The sequence below is a fragment of the Mycobacterium venezuelense genome, from assembly GCF_054919535.1.
The window spans coordinates 15,705-36,263 of record NZ_JBONDW010000003.1 but is presented as its reverse complement, the minus strand read 5'-3'; the positions used below and the strand labels follow the sequence as shown (position 1 = coordinate 36,263).

Genomic DNA, 20,559 nt, shown 5'->3' with positions numbered 1-20,559 from the left:
GCGAAGGTGGACGACCATATCGTCGATCTCAGCGCCCGGCACCGAGTGAAAGGTGCCTAGGTGGCGCGGATGGTCTCGGCCGTCTTGCTTTCCCAGGCGTCGCCCGCCGCTTCCTTCGCCCGCTGCAGCAGCCGGACGAAATCCGCGATTCCGAGGGTCTCACCACGACGCGACGGGTCGATGCTGGCAGCCAGCAACCGCTCCGCCGACTCGTTGCCCGACCCGGCCCACTCCGCGAACGCGTTACGCGACGTCTTGCGACGCTGCGCGAACCCGATGTCGATGAGGTTGAACACCTCGTCGCGGAACTCCGCATCCATCGGCCATGCCGGATTCTCGTACCGGTCGAGGCGGACCAGCCCGGAGTACACCCGCGGGATGGGCCAGAAGACCGTCGGCGAGACCATGCCGTGCCTGCGCACGTTTCCGTAGAAACGCATCTTGGCACTGGGCACGCCGTAGTCCTTGCCGCCCGGCTCCGCGGCCAGGCGTTCGGCCACCTCGGCCTGCACCATGACCATGACCGTGCGAATCGACGGGAACTCGGCCAGCAGGTGCAACAACGCGGGCACCGCGACGTTGTACGGCAGGTTCGCAACGAGCGCCGTCGGCTGCTCGGTGAGATCGGCCGGCATCAACGTCAGGATGTCGCGGTTGAGCACCGTGAGACGGTTGATCTCACTGTGCGAGTGGTCGGCGATCGTGGCGGGAAGTTGCCGCGCCAGCAGTGGATCGATCTCCACTGCGGTGACGTGCGCCCCGCGGTCCAGCAGCGCAAGTGTCAGGGAACCGAGTCCTGGCCCGACCTCGAGGACATGGTCGTGTCGATGGACACCGGACGCTGAAACGATGCGCCGCACTGTGTTGGCATCATGGACAAAGTTCTGTCCAAATGATTTGCGTGGCCGAAAGTCGATCTCTTTGGCCAAGCGTCTTATCTCGGTCCGCCCGAGCAGTCGAATAGTCAGCGCGCCCCAATCCTCCCGCTACAAACCGGCCAGGCTCCCCAACCTTGCCGGGCTTGCGTCACCGTAGCAATCGCAATCTGCTCTTCTCTAGTCGCCAAGTCGGCTCTCGGAGCATACCGCAGACCGCCGCTTCTCTCCCAAGTGTTTTGATCAAATTGAACACCACCGTAAAAACCGTTACCGGTGTTAATGGCCCAGTTACCTCCGGCTTCGCACTGCGCAAGCGCGTCCCATGCGGCCGCATTGGTCACCGGCGGCACTTCAGTGCCCGGCTTTGCCCCTACTCGCAGCACGCCGTCGCGGGCCGGGTCGATTACGACATTGGCTACTGGCAGCCTGCCGGTTTCCACGCCGTTTACCTTTGCGACGGCAAAAGTTACGTCCTGGGTGCCCGGCGCACCGGGGTCCTCGACCACCTGGCGGCTCATGTTGAGGGTGACGTCTTCGATGCGCTTGTTGCCCGGGGCGAGGGGCAGGCGTTCGGTCACCTTCTCGATGCGCATGCGCGTCACCTGGATCTGCATACCGTCGATCACCGGTGACGATGCCGCCGGGACCACGGTGTCGTTCTGCTCGAGCGGAGCACCGGCGGCCCGCAGCAGGCCGGCGACGTTGGGCGCCGCGAGGTGCACGGTCGAGACCGCTCCCCCGTCGTCGATCTGCACGGTCTTGGGGCTGACCACCGGCAGGGCCATGCCGGCCAGCGGCACGCGGCTGCCGCGCGACGCCGCGGCGGGCGCCTTGTCGGTCATCCGCAGCTGCGCGAGTGCCTCGTCGACGGTCGAGGCGGTGGTCCAGACCTGCTTGCTGTCTTGACCATCCAGCGACAACTGCAGCGGCCGGCTGCGCCGGAGAACGATGGTGTCGGACTGGTGCACGGCCTGTTCAGCGGCGGGGTACAGATCGTCGCGGTCGCCGACGTCGAACCCGTTCTCCTCGACGACGTCGATCACTCGGGACTTCATGGTCGTCACCGTCATGGGCGATCCGTCGACGCTCAGCGTCACCGTCTTGTGCGACGACACGGCGTAACCACCGGCCGCGGTGAGAGTCACCAACAGGGCGCCGACGACACCGCGAAGCAGGGGGGATCGGGATTCATGAATTTTGTTCAGCGCGTCCACGGTTCTCGCGTTTCGGTTCTGCCGGCACAGTCCATCGCCGGCCAGTCGGAGCGTTTGATCACAAGACGGTAACGAATCGGTCTAGGACCGGCAACTCTCGTTAAGTCCGTACACCCGCGCCGCGGTGGCCGCGGTCTCGGACGCGACCTCTTCGGCGGGCCGGTCCAGCAACTCTGCGAGTGCCCGGACAGTGTATGGCAGGCAATAGGGCTCGTTCGGCGCACCGCGGTAGGGATGCGGCGTCAGAAACGGGGCATCCGTCTCAACGAGCAACTGGCCGGCCGGGATCAGCCGCGCGGCCTCCCGCAGCTCACGCGCGTTCTTGAAGCTCACCGTGCCCGACAGGCTCAGCACCCAGCCGGCGTCAACACATGTGCGAGCCATCTCCGGTCCGGACGAGAAACAGTGGAAGATCACAGTCTCCGGCGCACCTTCGGCACGCAGCACATCGAGCACCTCGGCGTCGGCGTCGCGATTGTGGATCATCAACGGCTTACCGGTGCGCTTGGCCAGGTCGATGTGCCAGGCGAAACCGTCCCGCTGCTCGGCTGGAGACGCGCATCCGTCGAGCCGGCCCGGCCAGTACATGTCCATCCCGGTCTCGCCGACCGCGACCACGCGCGGATGGGCGGCCAGCTGCTCCAGATCGGCCTTCGCATCGTCGGTGAGCGCATTGGCGCGCGTGGGGTGCAGCGCCACGGCTGCGTAGACCCGGTCGTCGGCGTCGGCGGCCGTGGTCACCCAATGGGCGGACGCGAGGTCGTCGGCGATCGTCACGACCTGCCGTACGCCCACCGCGGCGGCCCGGTCGAGGATGGCCCGCACGTCCTCGGCGGTTTCGGCACCGCACGCATCGAGGTGGGTGTGCGCGTCGACCAACGGCGTCAACGGTTCCGGGGCGGGCGGCTTGTCCCTGGCTGAGCGTTTGGAACTCACCACCGAACAATAGAGTGGGAGCCCTGATGAGCAAGCCTGCCTACTACATCACCACGGCCATCGCCTATCCCAACGGTGCGCCGCACATCGGCCACGCCTACGAGTACATCGCAACCGACGCGGTCGCGCGGTTCAAGCGGCTCGACGGCTTCGACGTGCGGTACCTCACCGGAACCGACGTGCACGGCCAAAAGATGGCCGAGACCGCAGCGGCCGAGGGCATCACGGCCGCCGAGCTTGCCACCCGCAATTCCGACGTGTTCCAGCGTCTGCAGGAAAAGCTCAACGTCTCCTTCGACCGGTTCATCCGCACCTCCGACGCCGACCATTACGAGGCGTCCAAGGAGATCTGGATGCGGATGAACGAGGCCGGTGACATCTACCTGGACTCGTACAAGGGTTGGTACTCGGTCCGCGACGAGCGGTTCTTCACCGAAGGTGAGACCACCGAGCAGCCCGACGGCACGCGCGTCGCGACGGAAACCGGCGCGCCCCTCACCTGGACAGAGGAACAGACCTACTTCTTCCGGCTGTCGGCCTACGCTGAGCGGCTGCTGGCGCACTACAACGAGCATCCGGAGTTCATCGCACCCGAAGTGCGACGTAACGAGGTGATGAGCTTCGTGTCGGGCGGGCTACGCGATCTGTCGATCTCGCGCACGACATTCGACTGGGGTGTGCCCGTCCCGGATCATCCCGATCACGTCATGTACGTGTGGGTGGACGCGCTGACCAACTACCTCACCGGGGTCGGTTTCCCCGACACCAGCTCCGAGTCATTCCAGCGGTATTGGCCGGCGGATCTGCACATGATCGGCAAGGACATCATCCGGTTCCACACCGTGTATTGGCCGGCATTCCTGATGTCGGCGGGCATCGAACTGCCGAAGCGGGTATTCGTACACGGCTTCCTGCTCAACAAGGGCGAGAAGATGAGCAAGTCGATCGGCAACGTCATCGACCCGGTGAACCTCGTCGACACGTTCGGCCTCGACCAGGTGCGGTACTTCCTGTTGCGCGAGGTGCCGTTCGGCCAGGACGGCAGCTATAACGAAGAGGCCATCATCGGCCGCGTCAACGCCGACCTGGCCAACGAGCTCGGGAACCTCGCGCAGCGCTCGCTGTCGATGGTGGCCAAGAACCTCGATGGCGTCGTACCCGATCCTGGTGAGTTCACCGACGACGACACCGCGCTGCTGGCCGCCGCCGACGACCTGCTGGAGCAGGTGCGCGCACACTACGCCGTGCCGGCGATGCACCTTGCGCTGGAAGCGATCTGGTCCGTGCTCGGCGCGGCCAACCGGTATTTCTCCGCGCAAGAGCCGTGGGTGCTGCGCAAGTCCGATGCGCCCGCCGATCAGGAGCGGTTCCGCACCGTGCTCTATACGACGCTCGAGGTGGTTCGCATCGCGACGCTGCTGACCCAGCCCGTGATGCCGGAGTCGACGGCCAAGCTGCTCGACCTGCTGGGCCAGCCCGCCGACGAGCGCAGCTTCGCCGCGATCGCGACCCGGATCAAGCCCGGCGTCGCGCTCCCCGCACCGACCGGTGTGTTCCCGCGCTATCAGGTGGACTGACGTGGCCGAACGTCATCCCAAGCTGGCCGCGATCTACGAGGAAGTCACCCGCCGCAACGCCGGTGAGACCGAATTCCATCAAGCCGTCTCCGAAGCGCTCACGAGCCTCGGACCGGTTGTCGCCAAGCACCCGGATTACGCCGACCAGCGGTGATCCCCCGGACAACTCGCCGGGGCCAACGTCGCGGGGTTCATCCGGGTCGCCGACGCGATGGTGGCGCTCGGCCTGGTCTGAGCGTTCCCTCTGGCAGGCGGCGTGACGACGTAGGTCGGCCGTGGCGCAATATCAGCGGTACGGCGAGGAAATCACCGAGAAACGAATCACCTCTTCTCTTGACGTCAGTAGCGAGAGGAGAGGTGTCGATGTTTCATCTGGGGTGGTTCCTGAACTTCGTTGCAGACGAGTGGAACGGCAACTGGGGTGACGGGGGCCGGGACTTCACCGGCGACTTCTATGTCGAAATGGCGAAGGATCTCGAGCGTGCGAAGTTCGACTATGTCCTGATCGAGGACAAGCTCATGGTGTCGACCGCTTACGGGGGCACGATGGAGCACGACCTCAAGCACGGCGTGAACCCCAAACACGATCCGGTTCCGCTCGCCGTGCTGATGGCCAATGCCACGACGCGCCTCGGTGTGATCCCGACGATGTCGACGACCTTCTACCCGCCGTACCTGCTGGCCCGACTGTGCAGCACGATCGACCACATCGCACGGGGGCGATTCGGCTGGAACGTCGTGACGTCGGGCGAGGACCGGGCCGCGCAGAACTTCGGCCTCGACAAACTCTACGAGCACGACGAGCGCTACGCCCGGGCCACCGAGTACCTCGAAGTGGTCAGCAAACTGTGGGAGTCGTGGGAACCCGACGCGGTTGAACGCGACTACACCACCGGCACATACGCCAACCACAAGAAGGTTCACACGATCGACTTCGAGGGCAAGTACTACAAGGTTCGCGGGCCGCTCAACACCGCGCCGTCCCCCCAGTACCGCCCGACGATCGCGCAGGCAGGCGCCTCGCCGCCGGGGCGCGAGCTTGCCGCCCGGCACGCCGACACGATCGTCGCGCCCGCCAACGGGATCGACGCGATGCGTGCCTACCGCGACGACATCCACGCCCGCATGGCGGCCAACGGCCGCGACCCGTCGCACTGCAAGTTGCTCTATCTCGTCTCCCCGATCGTCGCCGACACCCACGAGGAGGCACTGGCCAAACGGGAACGCTGGTTCACCAGCGACCTCTACATCGAATACATGCTGGCCGAGATCTCCTCGATCACCGAGATCGACTTCTCCCAGTTCGACCTCGACGCACCCGTTCCGCCGGTGTCGACCAACGGCGAGCGCGGCGCGCTGGAGAGCTTCCTGTCCCGCGGCAAGGGCAAGACGCTACGCGAGATCGTCACCGGCACCGGCATGACGAGCAACATCGAACTGTGCGGCACACCCGAGGAGGTGGCCGACGAGATGGGCGAGATCATGAAACAAGTTGGAGGCGACGGCTTTTTGATCACCAGTCCGGTCATGCGGCTCAATCGCCGCTACGTCACCGAGATCACCGACGGTCTCGTCCCGGAACTGCAGAAGCGCGGCCTGGTCCGCTCGACGTACACCGGCACGATGCTGCGCGAGCATCTGCGCGAGTTCTGAGGATGTCCATCGCGACGCCGCGGATGGGTCATCCGGGTGCCGACGACACCGCGCACTCCACGGTCGACACCGCGTTGGCTGCCCTGCGGGCCGGCCACATGGTGATTCTGGTCGATGCCGAGAATCCGGACGACGACGGCGATCTCATGCTGGCCGCGACCCATGCGACCGCGGAGCGGGTGGCGTTCATGGTGCGCCATACCAGCGGCATCCTGTGCGTCCCGATGCTCTCAGCCGACCTGGACCGGTTGCGCCTGCCGCCGATGGTCGCGGTCAACGAGGATCCTCGCGGCGTCGGCTACACCGTGTCGGTGAACGCCAGGACGGGAATCAGCACCGGGATCTCGGCGGCCGACCGGGCCAGGACCATAACGCTTCTCGCCGACTCCGAAACCCAGCCCAGCGACCTGAACCGCCCCGGCCACGTCTTTCCGCTGCGGGCCGCGGAGGGTGGCGTGCTCCGGCGGGCCGGGCACACCGAGGCAGCCGTCGATCTGGCGCAACTGGCTGGGCTACCGCCCGTCGCGGTGATCGGCGAAGTCCTCGACGACGACGGCACGGTCGCGCGCGGCGAGCGATTACAGGTGTTCGCTGCCACGCACGGCCTCACGATCGTGACGATGTCGGACCTGATCGCCTACCGGCGCCGCACCGGCCGCCTGGTGGAGTTCAAGGCGTCGAGTCGCCTGCCGACATGTCACGGCGAATTCCACGCCCACGGCTTCAGGTCCGTGCTCGACGGGCACGAGCACGTCGCACTTGCGATGGGTGACGTTGCCCGCCAAAATCTTTCGCCGACACTCGTCCGAGTGCACGCGGAATGCCTGATGGGCAACGTGTTCGAGTCGGCGGCATGCGACTGCGGTCCGCAGTTGGAACACGCGCTGCAGATGATCGCCGCCGAGGGCCGCGGTGTCCTGGTATATCTGCGCGGACTCGAGGGCCGGCATTCGTTGCGCCTGCGCGACATCGGACGCGACGCGGCGGACGCCCGCGATTACGGCGTCGGCGCGCAGATTCTCGCCGACCTCGGCGTGCACCGCATGCGACTTCTGACCAACAATCCGGTCAAACGCATCGGGCTCGAGGCCTACGGCCTCGAGGTCGTCGAGACCGTAGGCCTTCCGGTCGGCCTGATGTCGAACTCGTCCTGACCGACGACGTGGATGACTCGGGCACAGCAACGGCCGACGCGGTACTTCCTGCCCTTGGTCGCGGCCGCAGGAATCACGATGAGCCTGACCGCTCCGCTGGAAGTGCTCTTCGTGCACGATCTTTCGCAAAGCGGTTTCTACATCGGCACTTTCATGCTCACCGCGTCGCTCGGGGTGATCGTCGTCGACGTATTCGGCAACCGGTTCGTGCCTGGGATCGATGCCCGCACCGCGCTGACCGCCGGACTCGTGATGTTCGGGTTGGCCTGCATCTGCATGGGGCTGGTGCGCGGTGGCGCCCCACTGATGGCCGCGCGGGTACTCCAGGGCCTGGGTGGGGGCGTGATGCTGGGCGCGGGACTTCAGGCCGCCGTGCGGGTCGCGCCAGTCAGCGACGATGTAGCCCGGTCGGTCGGCCGGTTCAACACCGCGTTTCTGTTCGGCGGTGCTCTCGGCTCGCCGGGTGGGCTGCTCGTCACGGGTTTCATCGAGGGCCGGTTCGGATACCAGGTCGCGTTCGTCCTCACCGGCATGCTGGCACTGCTGGTGGCAGGGGGCCTGGCCGTGGTGCTGCCCCACCTGGACGCGCCGCCGGGTGTGCCGCCGCCGCAGATCGGACTGCCTCGGCTCGCGAGGACTCCGGGCAGCAGATGCGCTCTGGTGCTGGCGATGATGGCCGACTTCCTTCGCGGCGGCGTGCTGTTCACCGCACTGCCGCTCGCCGGCGCCGCCCGCGACTACCCGATGCTGACGATCACGGCGGGTATAGCGATCATGGCGGGGATGGAGATCGTCGCACTCGCGGTGGCCTACCGGACCATCCGCCGTGTCGGAGTGGTCACCATGCTCGTCGCATCGCTTGTACTGGGCAGCCTGTGCGCGGTGTTTCTGGCGGTAAATCCCGATCCGACAACCTTTCTCGTGGTGTCCGCGCTCTTCGGAGTGAGCCTGGCCGGCGCCACCGCCAGCTTGCCGGTGCTGGTCGTCGCACATGTCGGTGACTCCGCCGCTGGGCTGGCGATGTTCCGGATCTCGGCGGGCATCGGGATACTGTGCGGGTCCGTCGGCTGTGCGGTGCTCGCCACGCAGATCGGGATCGGGCCATTGTTCGGAGCGATCGCGCTGATCCTGTTGGGCAGCGCATTGCTCGCGCGATTCGTCGGGGTTGCGACGGCGTAACGCTGGCGACCCAGCCCTGCCCGCATTTGTTAACAATCGTTTGGTCCGATATTGACGAAAGTCCGCCATTCCCAATTGCTTAGGAGCGTCACCAAGTTGTCTACAGGGGACCCTGCATCATTCGGGCGGTGCCGAGCGCGACTCCGACCCACGGAGCCGGTCCGCCGGGAAGTGCTGTATCAACGCCAGCGCCCCAGCCCGGATCGGCTCAACAACTCGCCTCGGCGCACGTACGACCTGCTGCGCTCGACCCTTGTCGCAACCGGCCGCAACATGCTTTTGGTGGAACGGGAGCTGACCGACGCCCTGTCGGCCAGCCGCAGCACGGTCCGGGCGGTGCTGCAGCAGCTCGCCCGCGAAGGACTGGTCACCCGCGAACCCAAGAACGGTACTCGGACAACGGGATCCCTACTGCTGAGAATCGACGAACTCAAGACGGTGGCCCAGCTTGCCAGCGATCGGTCGGACCGGGTCGAAGCGCGCACACTGGAATGCCGACCGCTCGGTTGCCCACCGCTGGTGCGTGACCGCCTGCGTCTGCCAGCCGGGTGGACCGTGCTGATGATCGAGAACCTGATGGTGCAGAACGGGCGCCCGCTGGGGCTTACGGTCGGCTACATCGCCCTCGGCGAGGAGTCCAGCCCCGCGATCGACATGGACGGGCAGGACGTCATCTCGATACTGGAGCGCCACCTCGGGATCCGGATCGGCGGCAGCAGCACTACTGTCGGCGCTGTCGCCGCCGATGATCAGACCGCCGAACTGCTCGGTGTGGACGTCGGCGCGCCGTTGGTCTGGCTCGAGGACGTCATCGAGGACGAGGACGGGCAGCCGAGGGCGCTGTCACAGCTGCGGCTGCGCAGTGACCGGGTCTCCTTCTCGGCCACCGCCCGCCGCCGCTCCGCGTGACGTCCGGTCAAAAGCTGGTCAGGTTTCCGCGCAGGTGTGGGGAGTCGTAAGTGGTCCGCGCGAGTCCACGCACCTGCAACTCGGGCACCAGGCCGTCGGCGATCTCGGCGACCACCCGCCGGTTCAGCGGCCCCGCCACGAACAGGAACCCGTCGCCGCCGACCTCGCCCATCATCTTGCCAAGCTCGCAGGCCACCTCCGCCGGCGTGCCCACCGGCTCGACGGCGTGGGGTTTCGCCGCGACTTCCCGCAGCGTGCGCCGCGGATCGCCGATCCTCGCGGCCAGTGAGCTCTGGTGACCGTTGGTCTCGAACGTAGCGGCCAACTCCTCCACCGGGGTGTCGACGTCATACGGCGAGAAGTCGATGTCGGTGATGAAACCGAGCCCGGCCAGCCCGGCCTCGGGGTTCTCCCACACGTCGTCGTCGTGCCGCTTCTTGCGGTCCACCGCCTCGGAGCGGGTTTCGCCCAGGTAGGGCGTGCACAAGAACAGCACCTTGATCTCGTCTGGATTCCGCCCGGCCGCCTCGGCGCGGGCGCGGACGTCGTCGCGATACTCCTTCATCTCCTCGACCGTCGTCGCCGCGGCGATGATGCTGTCGGCGTTGCGGGCGGCGAAGTCACGGCCCGCGGGCGACCCGCCGGCCTGGACCAGCGCCGGTCTGCCCTGCGGCGGCGGCGCGGTGTTCAGCGGGCCGCGAGTGGAAAAGAACCGGCCGATGAAATCCACCGGCCGCACCTTGGTGTGGTCGGCGAACATCTCGGCATCCAGGTCAGCCACCACCGCGTCGGCGTCCCAGGACGACCACAGGGCGCAGACGGCGTCGGTCATCTCCTGGGCCATCTCATAGCGCAGGTCGTGCGCGGGCTGGGCCTGCTTGCCGTAATTCTGGGCGGCCCGGTCCGAGCTGCCGGTGACAATGTTCCAGCCAGCTCGACCACCGGACAGGTTGTCAAGCGTCGCAACAAGTCTCGCCAGAAGGTAAGGCTGATACTCCGTGACCGCAAGGGTGGGAACCACACCGATGTGGCGGGTCGCCGTCAGCATCACCGTCGCCAGCACCGCCGGATCATGCTTGGGCACCGACCGCGCGTGCTGGAGGTAGTACCGCATCGACTTCTCATAGCCATCGGGGACGTAGGCCGAATCCTCGATGATCAGATAGTCGAACCGAGCCCGCTCCAATGCGCGGATGAAGTCGACGTGGAAGTCGGCGTTCATCCAATCCATCGCGGCGGTTCCACGCCACTGACTCTTCCAATCGTGCACACCGAACCCGTTGCCGAGAAACCAGGCCAGGTGCATACGGCGATCACCGTCCACAACGCCTCCTCGTGCCGTCGGCGCCGTCTCGCAGGCACCGTTGGCGGTCCATCCAATCCGGCGCCGGTGATCCACCCGTGTCGGCTCCCGAACGACTCGATTGCGCGGTGGCGGCACGCGTTACGACCACGCAACGGCGGCCGCGCGTGGCCGACATCACGTATGCGCGCACCCGCGTAAAGCGCGCGACTTCTGGCTGGCGATCACGCGAAACCTGGCGTTGATATTTGAAACTCGACACTTCCCCGAAGCGTGAGGACAGGAGATGCAGTGAGGCCACAACCGCCCCAACCCGTACGGCCAGAGACGCTGTTCCAACGCAACCGGCCGGCACCGGATCGCCTGAACAATTCACTGCGGCGGAGCTACGACCTGCTGCGGTCCACGTTGCAGAACGGGCAGGGCGACCAGTACCTGGTCGAGGGAGAGCTCACCGACGCACTCTCCGCGAGTCGCAACACCGTGCGGGCGGTGCTGCAGCAGCTCGCCAAGGACGGTCTGGTGACCCGCAGCCCCAAGCGCGGCACCCGTGCGGCGCGGTCGCTCATGCTGCACCTCACGCAGCTCTCCCCCGTCAACGAATTCGGCGGTAACTCCACCATCCGCACCGAGCTCAAGACGCTCGAATACCGCACTCTCGCCGGCCTGCCCATCGTGCACGAACGGCTACGTCTGCCGCGCGACTGGACGGTGCTGATGATCGAGTCGCTGATCGTGCAAGACGAACAGCCGCTTGGCCTTTCGGTGAGCTACATCGCGCAGGACCCGCAGCAGCCACGCACCCTCGCGATCGACGAGCCGGACCCGATTCTGTATTTCGAGCGCCATCTCGGCGTGAACATCGCAGGCAGTCACGCCACGATCGGCGCGACCGCCGCAGACGCGCAGTCCGCGGCCCTCGTCGGTGTCGAACTCGGCGCGCCGATGATCTTCCTGGAGGACGTCCTCGAGGACGACAACGGCCAGCCGCGCGCCCTGTCGCAGTTCCGGATGCGAAGCGATCGGATCGCATTCACGGCGAGCGCGTCACGCTCGGCATGACTCGAGCGCGAGGTCTTCAGCAGCACAGCGCGCTGTCAGCGGCGTGATTGCACGGCCGCGGCCGTCATACGGCGACACGCGGGTCCGCGGCCGCCTGCAGCGCGTCGACGAAGATGTTGGCCACCACGTACAGGGTGCCGATGACGAGGGTTACGCCGGCAATGGTGTTGAAGTCGCCTTTGTAGATAGCCTGGGAGATGAACAAACCGATGCCGGGCCGCGCGAAGATCATCTCGACCAGAATCGCGTTACCGACCATGGCGGCCAGCTGCAAGCCCATCAACGCGAACACCGGGCCGACGGAGTTGCGCAACGCGTGCTTGACCAGGATTTGCTTCTCCCCAAGACCTTTCGCCCGTGCCGTGCGCGTGTAGTCGGCGCGCAGCGTTGATTCCAGGCTGCTGCGCAGCACCCGGCCGACCGCAACTGCCGGGGTGATGGCGAGGCACAGAGCGGGCAAAATCAGGTGTTTGAGCGCGTCGAGGAACAATGCGGGCCGACCTGCCAGCAGGCTGTCGATGAGCAGGAAATGCGTTGGACCCGTTGGGGCGTCGTACGCCGATGTCTGGCCGGTGGCGGGCAGGATGCCGAGCCAGCGATAGAAGACCAACATCGCAAGCAGGCACGCCAGGAACACCGGTACCGACGCGCCGGAGATCATCACGGCCCGCAGCGCGCCCGAACCGCGCCACCCCTGGGCGGTCGCGAGCCCGAGGAAGAAGCCGATCACCGCGATCAGGATGAATGCGACGAAGATCAACTCCAATGTCACCGGCAGGAATTCGACGAGGTCCTGCGCGACGGGTGTGCGTGTGACCGACGAGATGCCGAGGTCACCTTGCAACGCCCTTCCGATGTAGTTCGCGAACTGCACGGGCAACGGGTCATTGAGGCCGAGGCGCTCCCGGGCCGCCTCGTACACTTCGGGTGGCGCTTTCTCCCCGACCAGGGCCGCGACCGGGTCGACCGGCGCCACCTTCTGCAGCGTGAAGACGACCGCGACAAGCGCGACCAGGACCGGTAGGGCGCCCAGGAGGCGCCGGCTCAAGGTGAAAAGCATGGCGGTCCTTTCCGGTCAGCGGTCGCGGATGCGGTCGCGCAGCGCGTCACCGGCGAAGTTGCTGACGATCGCGATGAGGCCCACGGCGACAGCAGGGAAGATCGGGATCCACCACGCACTGAAGATGTGCGTCAGGCCCTGGGCGCTCATCGCGCCGAGCTCGGGCGCCGGCTGCGGTGCACCGAGGCCGAGGAAGGACAGGCCCGACAGCAGGAGGATCAGCGCGGAGATGTCGAGGCTGGCGGTGACGATGGTGACGGGGACCGCGCCTGGCATCAGGTGCCGGGTGAGCTGGCGCCACCGGCTTACGCCGCAAATGCGGGCGGCCTCCATGTGCGGTGAGGCGCGCAGCTTGCGCACCTCGGCCCGGACGATGCGGGTATAGAGCGGCCACCACACGATCGAGACGCCGATGAGCGTGTGGAGATAGGACGGGCCCATCGCCGCCACCACCGCGATCGCCAGCACCGGGCCGGGAAGCGCGAGGAACACGTCGGTCATCCGCATCAGCACGTTGTCGACGACACCGCCGACGGCGCCGGCGATCAAGCCGACCAGGCCGCCGAAGACCACACCGAACGCCACCACGGCAAGCGCGCCCCACCAGCTCGTGGACATGCCGACAAGCACCCGCGACAGCACGTCGCGGCCGACAGTGTCGGTGCCCAACCAGTTCGTGGCGTTGGGCGCGGTCATTGGTTTGGCGACCGGGACAAGAGGGTCGAAGGGAGCCAGCACGTGGGCGAAGATTGCGACGAGGAACATCAGCGCAAGCGCGCCGAACGCGATCCAGCTCGACAGGGAGGTGCCGCGGAAATACTGGTTGAGGGCGAGGGCGGCTCTGCCCCGGAGAGGAACCGGAACCAGGACGCCGGGTACGTACGGTTGCGCAATTGCCATGATGGCTCCTAATCGGCGAGTACGTGGAAGCTCTGGTTAGTGAGTGCACACGCATCCGGTGTCGCGGACAGTTCGCTTGTGTTGCCAACCGATTGCGCGCCGGGCCTGCAAGTTTCACGTTGGGTTACGCCGGGTGAGCCGATGCCGCAGGCTATTCGGCATGTCGCCACTCCGGCTGATGCGTTCGCGCTCAGCGCCACGACGAGCACCGAATGGCTCCACGACACCTCATCGATGACCGGTTTCAGTACTCGCGAAGCGTTTCGCGCAGCGTGGGTTTGGTGTATTGGGTGCGCGTGAGACCGAGCCGCTGCAGTTCGGGTACGAGTCCGTCACAGATCGACTCGATGTACTTGCGCGACATGTCCCAGCCCGGCTTGGCGATCAGGAAGCCATCGCCGCCGATCTCCTCGATCGCCTCGCCCATCCTCTGCGCGACCTGGGCGGGAGTGCCGATCAGTTCCAGACCCCGCTTCGCGCGGTGCAGTACGAGTTCGCGCAGCGTTTTGGCTCCGGGGCTGCCGTCGCCGCGCATGAAGTGCTCCAGTGATCCACGTTCGCCGTTGGTGGTCAGATCCGCGGGCAGCGGCTGGTCCAAATCGAATTGCTTGAAATCGATTTCGGTGTTCGACGAGATGTTGACCAAGGACTTCTCGATGTACGACGGGTGGTTGAGCATACGCTCGACCTCCGCGCGAGCCTCGGCTTCGGTAGCGGCGATCGTCGGCGACACCACGAACAGCAGTTTTATGTCATCGGGATTGCGCCCCAACGCCTTTGCCCGCGCCCGCACATCATCGCGGTACTCCTTCATCCCCGCGACCCCGGTACCCACCGCGATGATCGCATCGGCCGCACCCGCGGCAAACTGCCGACCCCGCGGCGAAGCACCCGCCTGCAAAAACGCTGGCCGATGCTGCGGCGACGGAACCGTGTTCAACGGCCCCCGCGACTTGAAGTACTTGCCGACGAAGTCAATCGTGCGCACCTTGCGATAATCGGCAAACGTATGCGACTGCCGATCCATCACCACCGCATCGGCATCCCAGGAATCCCACAACTGATTGACGACGTCGAAATACTCCTCGGCGACGTTGTAACGCTCATCGTGTTCCGGCAACCCATCGAGACCGAAGTTCTGCGCCGCACGATCCTCGGCCGAGGACACGATGTTCCACCCGAACCGGCCCTCGGCGATCGAATCGACCGTCGAACACAACCGCGCCAACAAATACGGCGGATAAAACGACGTCGACATCGTGGCCACGACGCCCATGCGCGTGGTGTTGCAGGCGATCTGCACGGCCAACGGAACCGGATCCTGCTTGGGTGCGAAGATCGCGTTCTTCAGCGAACCCTCCATCGTCCCGCCGTACGCGTCGGCCACCATCACGGTGTCCTCGATCATCATGAAGTCAAAACACGCCCGCTCCATGCTGCGCGCCATATCGACATAGAACCGGCCATTCGGCCACTTGTGCGCGTCCGGCGAGGCGGCATCGGTGTCCCACTCCGGCGGAATAAAGTTCATGAACCAGCCGAGGTGAAACTTCTTCGTCATCGCGTTGTCTCCTGGATCGTGTTGAGGGTTATCAGAACTCGCGCAGCGTTTCGCGCAGGGTGGAGGTGGTGTACTCCGTGCGCATCAGGCCGAGCCGCTGCAGTTCGGGTACGAGGCCGTCACACACCTCGGTGATGTACTCACGAGAGAGATCGCGCGCGCCCCTGCTGATCAGGAAGCCGTCGCCGCCGATCTCCTCCATCGCCTCGCCCATCTTCTGGGCGACCTGGGCGGGAGTGCCGACAAGTTCGAGGCCGCGCGTGGATCGTGCGCGGACGAGTTCGCGCAGCGTTTTGGCTCCGGGGCTGCCGTCGCCGCGCATGAAGTGCTCCAGTGATCCACGTTCGCCGTTGGTGGTCAGATCCGCGGGCAGCGGCTGGTCCAAATCGAATTGCTTGAAATCGATTTCGGTGTTCGACGAGATGTTGACCAAGGACTTCTCGATGTACGACGGGTGGTTGAGCATACGCTCGACCTCCGCGCGAGCCTCGGCTTCGGTAGCGGCGATCGTCGGCGACACCACGAACAGCAGTTTTATGTCATCGGGATTGCGCCCCAACGCCTTTGCCCGCGCCCGCACATCATCGCGGTACTCCTTCATCCCCGCGACCCCGGTACCCACCGCGATGATCGCATCGGCCGCACCCGCGGCAAACTGCCGACCCCGCGGCGAAGCACCCGCCTGCAAAAACGCTGGCCGATGCTGCGGCGACGGAACCGTGTTCAACGGCCCCCGCGACTTGAAGTACTTGCCGACGAAGTCAATCGTGCGCACCTTGCGATAATCGGCAAACGTATGCGACTGCCGATCCATCACCACCGCATCGGCATCCCAGGAATCCCACAACTGATTGACGACGTCGAAATACTCCTCGGCGACGTTGTAACGCTCATCGTGTTCCGGCAACCCATCGAGACCGAAGTTCTGCGCCGCACGATCCTCGGCCGAGGACACGATGTTCCACCCGAACCGGCCCTCGGCGATCGAATCGACCGTCGAACACAACCGCGCCAACAAATACGGCGGATAAAACGACGTCGACATCGTGGCCACGACGCCCATGCGCGTGGTGTTGCAGGCGATCTGCACGGCCAACGGAACCGGATCCTGCTTGGGTGCGAAGATCGCGTTCTTCAGCGAACCCTCCATCGTCCCGCCGTACGCGTCGGCCACCATCACGGTGTCCTCGATCATCATGAAGTCAAAACACGCCCGCTCCATGCTGCGCGCCATATCGACATAGAACCGGCCATTCGGCCACTTATGCACGTCCGGCGACGCCCATTCCGATTCCCAGTCCGGCGGCGTGAAATTCATGAACCAGCCGAGGTGAAACTTCTTCGTCATCGCGTTGTCTCCTGAATCGCTTGTCCGCCTTGTCGAAACCATCACAGCGCTCGTGGATGTCGTGACAGATGCGCCACCGTGGCGCTTCTATTGCGCCGCCCTCGCCCACATTCCGCCGGCTGCAATCCGGGCTAGGACGCGGCGCGCTCTGGGTCCTCGCGATCCGTTTCGGTCAGTAGACATGCCGCGAATCGTCGGCTGGTGCCGTCGAGCGAAGACAGAATCGGTTCCTCGGTTGAGCAGCCGTCGATCCGCTCCGGACAGCGCGGATGAAACGAGCATCCCGACGGCACGGCGAGCGGACTGGCCGGCTCACCGGGTAGGCGGACCGGCGCCGCGCCCGGTGACGGGATCGCGGCCAGCAGCGCCTTGGTGTACGGGTGCTTCGGATTGCTGATGACCTCAAGGGTCGGGCCGACCTCGATGATCTGGCCGAGATACATGACCGCCGTGCGGTCGGAGATGAACCGGGCGGCGGCCAGGTCGTGGGTCACGAACATCACCGCCATGCCGAGCTCCCGACGCAGTTCTTGCAGCAGATTCAGCACGGAGGCGGCCAACGACGCGTCCAGCGCCGACGTCGGCTCGTCACACAGCAGCAGTTTCGGCGGCACGATGATCGCCCTCGCGAATGCGACGCGCTGGCGCTGGCCGCCCGACAGCAGGCCCGCCTTGACGCCCGCCACGTCGGGCGGCAACCCGACCTGACGCAGCGCCCGGTCGACCCTGTCGTGCCGCTCGGCCCTGCCGGCCTTACCCCTCAACCGCTCGCCCACGATCTCGCCTACGGTCAGCCACGGGGTCAGCGAGGCACCGGCGTCCTGGAACACCATTTGTGGTTGGCCGCCAACGCATTCGACCGTGCCGCTGTCCGGCTTCATCAGACCGGCAACGACCCGAAGCAGGGTTGACTTCCCCGACCCCGATTCGCCGACCACAGCCATCGACTCGCCTGGGGCGACGTCGAGGATCACGTTGCGCAGCGCGTGTAGCTTGTCCTTGGCGAACATCCCCCGCCGCACATCAAACTGTTTGTCCACGCCGTTGATCCGCGCTGCCGGCGCGCTGTCCCGCAATTCCTCCATGGGCGAGAACAACGGCGTGTCGACGAAACTTGCCGCCACCTCCGTGGCGTCGGGGAGAAGACAGGCCACTATGCCATCGTGGGTGGCGGCGGCGACCGGAACGGGCAGCGTGGTGCGACACGCGTCGACCGCGGCTGGACAGCGGGGTTCAAAGGCGCAGCCGGACGGATGCGCACGCGGATCGGGCGGCTCGCCCGGCAGCGACGGAATCGGGCGGCCGATAGGCAGATCCAAGTCCAGCCGCGCGTTCAGCAGCCCGACGGTGTAGGGGTGTGACGGCGCGCGCAACACGTCCGACATCCGGCCCTCCTCCGCCAGCCTGCCGCCGTACATGACGGCGATACGGTCGCACACCTGTGATGCCACGCCGATGTCATGGGTGACGAGAATGAACGACGTCCCGAGCTGGTCACAGAGGTCTCGGATCAAGCCGAGGACCTGAGCCTGCACGGTGACATCGAGTGCCGTCGTCGGTTCGTCGGCGATCACCAGATCGGGCTTGCCTGCCACCGCCATGGCGATCATCACCCGCTGACGCAGCCCACCCGACAGTTCATGCGGGTACGCCTTCATGCGACGGGCCGGGTCCGGGATGCCGACGAGGTCGAGGAGGCGCAGTGCCTCGTCCTTCGAACCCGCGGCCTCCACGACCTGGCGGCCCACCCGCATGGTCGGGTTGAGTGACGTCATGGGGTCCTGAAAGACGGCGCCGAGGTGCGCTTTACGGAGCCGGAGCCGCTCCGCGTCGGATGCCGCGACCATGTCGACGCCGCATACTTCGGCGCGGCCGGTGATCGTCGGCATCGGGTCGCCAGACAACAGACCAAGCAAGGCAAGGCCCATCACACTCTTGCCGGAGCCGGATTCGCCCACAACGGCCAGGATTTCGCCAGGTCTGATGTCCAGCGTGACACCGCGCAGCGCGTTGACCGGCACTCCGCGGCGTTCGAAGGTGACGGTCAGGTCCTCGACCCGGGCTCGCGGGCTGGTCGGCATATCGGACGGAACGGCGGCCAGATCGTGCACCGTGGACATGGCGCTACCTCTTCCCTAAGTGGCACATCGTGTTTCGAATGTCCCGCGCTCACACACGGGTGATCTTGTTGGGTGTGAATACGTAAGGGATGTACGAGTCCTGCTCGACACCGTCGATATAGGCGTGGGTCACCATGTTCTGCGGCATGCGGCACAGCGGCACCCACAGCGCTTCGTCCTCGAGGATGTCGGTGATCTGGAGGTAGATCTGATTCGTCTCGTCAGCCGTCGGCTTGGTGATCGCCTCGTCCATGAGACGGTCGACCTCGGGGTTGCCGTACTGGTAGGCATTGAGCGGCTTGGCCCCGGTGCGCAGGAAGATCCGCATCGCGGTGTCCAGGTGCAGCGCGTCGCCGCCCATCGTGGCGACCAGCAGGTCCGGGCGCCGTTCGGGTGGCTGGTTGCACAGGTCGAACCACTCGGCGCTCGGCATGGCTCGGACGGTCATGTCGAGTCCCATCGGGGCAAGCTGTGTCTGGATCAACTCGGCCACCTGTTGGGCCGGCGCACCGTTGGAGGTCACCCAGGCGAGGTCAAGCGTCGTGGGCGGCAGTTTGGCTCCAAGCGCCTGGAGCGGACCGGTGTCGAGGGGTGGGTTGAAGGGCGCGATGCCTTCGGGAAACATGTTTTCCGGCCAGAAGTTGGCCTGCACACCAGTGAGTCCCTGGAACGCGGTGTCGACGATCGACGTACGGTCCAGGGCGGTCATCATCGCCTGCCGCAACGCCTTGTCGGCGAAGATACCCGCATCGGGGTTCATGTAGAGCGACATCATCGACGCTCCCTTGGTGGTCATGACCTCGAAATCGGCGTTCTCCCCGTAGGTCAATACGTCGGGGATGGCGAAGCCTTTGGCGACCAGGTCGAAGGCACCCTGGTCCAATTGCAGTTTCTGAGTGGAGATCTCCGGCACGATTCCGATACGAACCGTCTGGAAATAGGGCTTCTCCCCCCAGTAGTCGGGAAACGCCTCGAGGGTGTAGTGGCTGCCGGGAATGAACTCCTTCATCACATACGGCCCGGTGCCCGCGTCGTGAGTCTTGAGCCATTCTTTGGCCAAATCGCCACCCGCCGCATTCTTTTCGACCGCCGTCGGGCTCACCGCATACATCTGCCACGGACACGCCGCGTAATGCAGGAACGCATTGTTGGGTTCCTTGAGCGTGACCACCAGCGTCGTCGGATCCGGCGCCTCCGACTTTGCGATCCCGGCCACCATGTATGCCGGCCCTTCGTTGACCGCCAGCCGCCGCTCAAAACTCTTGATCCAGGCCGCCGCATCCGCCGGAGTGCCGTCGTGGAACAACACGTCGGGCACCAACTTGAACGTGTAGGTCAACTGGTCATCCGAAACCGTCCACGACTCGGCCAGTCCAGAGATGATCTCCGAAGTCCCCGACTTGTAATTGACCAGACCCTCGTAACACGAATTCATCACCTGAACGCCCTCGCCCTCATACATGATGTCGGGATCGGGCACCTGCATGTCCTGCAGGAACGGCATGTGCAGCGTCAGGTTGCGCTGCCCATCCACGCTGGCCGAACCACCGCAGGCGGACAGAAGGTGGGCCAAGCCGAACCCACCCACCGTCACACCACTGGCCTTCAAGAAAGTCCGACGGTCCAAATTGAACGAAGCACGAGTCACGGCGTCTCCTCCGGTTGCGGGGGCTCGGGTGTACGGCGCGGCGGCGATCAGCGGCGC

Annotated in this window: 16 protein-coding genes and 1 pseudogene; 7 read left to right on the top strand and 10 right to left on the bottom strand. The window is 65.6% G+C overall.

All coding sequences use genetic code 11. The annotated features are described in order from the left end of the window. Window positions 1-56: 56 nt before the first annotated feature. From rsmA to ACRCUN_RS05270, 3 genes are all read right to left on the bottom strand, one after another. The gene (gene rsmA / locus ACRCUN_RS05280; RefSeq protein WP_462140967.1) at window positions 57-968 is read right to left on the bottom strand and encodes a 16S rRNA (adenine(1518)-N(6)/adenine(1519)-N(6))-dimethyltransferase RsmA; all 912 of its coding nucleotides are present in this window, start codon (window positions 966-968) and stop codon (window positions 57-59) included. After that, window positions 965-2,092 (bottom strand): resuscitation-promoting factor, encoded by a 1,128-nt coding sequence (locus ACRCUN_RS05275; RefSeq protein WP_462140624.1) that lies wholly within the window; start codon window positions 2,090-2,092, stop codon window positions 965-967. The genes rsmA and ACRCUN_RS05275 overlap by 4 nt, the downstream gene beginning before the upstream one ends. A gap of 81 nt (window positions 2,093-2,173) precedes the next feature. Continuing rightward, window positions 2,174-3,028 (bottom strand): TatD family hydrolase, encoded by an 855-nt coding sequence (locus ACRCUN_RS05270; protein ID WP_462140623.1) that lies wholly within the window; start codon window positions 3,026-3,028, stop codon window positions 2,174-2,176. A 26-nt stretch (window positions 3,029-3,054) separates the two neighbouring features. Here ACRCUN_RS05270 and metG point away from each other — a divergent pair, with 26 nt between their 5' ends. The 6 genes and pseudogenes from metG to ACRCUN_RS05240 all read left to right on the top strand — a co-directional run bounded on the left by metG (window position 3,055) and on the right by ACRCUN_RS05240 (window position 9,500). Beyond that, window positions 3,055-4,605, top strand: coding sequence for a methionine--tRNA ligase (gene metG / locus ACRCUN_RS05265; protein ID WP_462140622.1), 1,551 nt, complete (start codon window positions 3,055-3,057; stop codon window positions 4,603-4,605). A 1-nt stretch (window position 4,606) separates the two neighbouring features. After that, window positions 4,607-4,750: pseudogene (locus ACRCUN_RS05260) on the top strand (NADP-specific glutamate dehydrogenase); the annotation flags it as partial. 218 nt (window positions 4,751-4,968) lie between these two features. Beyond that, window positions 4,969-6,258: an NtaA/DmoA family FMN-dependent monooxygenase gene (locus ACRCUN_RS05255; protein WP_462140621.1), complete on the top strand. Its 1,290-nt coding sequence runs from the start codon at window positions 4,969-4,971 to the stop codon at window positions 6,256-6,258. A gap of 2 nt (window positions 6,259-6,260) precedes the next feature. Then, window positions 6,261-7,412 (top strand): 3,4-dihydroxy-2-butanone-4-phosphate synthase, encoded by a 1,152-nt coding sequence (gene ribB / locus ACRCUN_RS05250; RefSeq protein WP_462140620.1) that lies wholly within the window; start codon window positions 6,261-6,263, stop codon window positions 7,410-7,412. 12 nt (window positions 7,413-7,424) lie between these two features. Then, a complete protein-coding gene (locus tag ACRCUN_RS05245; protein WP_462140619.1) occupies window positions 7,425-8,591 on the top strand; it encodes an MFS transporter in 1,167 nt (388 codons plus the stop codon). Window positions 8,592-8,762: 171 nt separating this feature from the next. Continuing rightward, on the top strand, window positions 8,763-9,500 hold the full coding sequence (locus ACRCUN_RS05240; protein WP_462140618.1) for a GntR family transcriptional regulator: 738 nt from the start codon (window positions 8,763-8,765) through the stop codon (window positions 9,498-9,500). Window positions 9,501-9,507: 7 nt separating this feature from the next. Here the strand turns inward: ACRCUN_RS05240 and ACRCUN_RS05235 are convergent, their stop codons facing one another. Then, window positions 9,508-10,824 (bottom strand): NtaA/DmoA family FMN-dependent monooxygenase, encoded by a 1,317-nt coding sequence (locus ACRCUN_RS05235; RefSeq protein WP_462140617.1) that lies wholly within the window; start codon window positions 10,822-10,824, stop codon window positions 9,508-9,510. A 270-nt stretch (window positions 10,825-11,094) separates the two neighbouring features. Here ACRCUN_RS05235 and ACRCUN_RS05230 point away from each other — a divergent pair, with 270 nt between their 5' ends. Beyond that, window positions 11,095-11,865 (top strand): GntR family transcriptional regulator, encoded by a 771-nt coding sequence (locus tag ACRCUN_RS05230; protein ID WP_462140616.1) that lies wholly within the window; start codon window positions 11,095-11,097, stop codon window positions 11,863-11,865. A 64-nt stretch (window positions 11,866-11,929) separates the two neighbouring features. Here the strand turns inward: ACRCUN_RS05230 and ACRCUN_RS05225 are convergent, their stop codons facing one another. The 6 genes from ACRCUN_RS05225 to ACRCUN_RS05200 all read right to left on the bottom strand — a co-directional run bounded on the left by ACRCUN_RS05225 (window position 11,930) and on the right by ACRCUN_RS05200 (window position 20,502). Then, window positions 11,930-12,913 carry an ABC transporter permease gene (locus ACRCUN_RS05225; protein WP_462140615.1) on the bottom strand — a complete coding sequence of 328 codons (984 nt, stop codon included), beginning with the start codon at window positions 12,911-12,913 and terminating at the stop codon, window positions 11,930-11,932. A gap of 27 nt (window positions 12,914-12,940) precedes the next feature. Then, window positions 12,941-13,825: an ABC transporter permease gene (locus ACRCUN_RS05220; RefSeq protein WP_462140614.1), complete on the bottom strand. Its 885-nt coding sequence runs from the start codon at window positions 13,823-13,825 to the stop codon at window positions 12,941-12,943. 244 nt (window positions 13,826-14,069) lie between these two features. Then, window positions 14,070-15,386, bottom strand: a complete 1,317-nt coding sequence (locus tag ACRCUN_RS05215; protein ID WP_462140613.1) for an NtaA/DmoA family FMN-dependent monooxygenase — start codon at window positions 15,384-15,386, stop codon at window positions 14,070-14,072. 31 nt (window positions 15,387-15,417) lie between these two features. Next, the gene (locus tag ACRCUN_RS05210) at window positions 15,418-16,734 is read right to left on the bottom strand and encodes an NtaA/DmoA family FMN-dependent monooxygenase (protein ID WP_462140612.1); all 1,317 of its coding nucleotides are present in this window, start codon (window positions 16,732-16,734) and stop codon (window positions 15,418-15,420) included. Between the two features lie 131 nt (window positions 16,735-16,865). Beyond that, window positions 16,866-18,854 (bottom strand): dipeptide ABC transporter ATP-binding protein, encoded by a 1,989-nt coding sequence (locus ACRCUN_RS05205; RefSeq protein WP_462140611.1) that lies wholly within the window; start codon window positions 18,852-18,854, stop codon window positions 16,866-16,868. 49 nt (window positions 18,855-18,903) lie between these two features. Beyond that, window positions 18,904-20,502: an ABC transporter substrate-binding protein gene (locus ACRCUN_RS05200; RefSeq protein ID WP_462140610.1), complete on the bottom strand. Its 1,599-nt coding sequence runs from the start codon at window positions 20,500-20,502 to the stop codon at window positions 18,904-18,906. Window positions 20,503-20,559 lie beyond the last annotated feature (57 nt).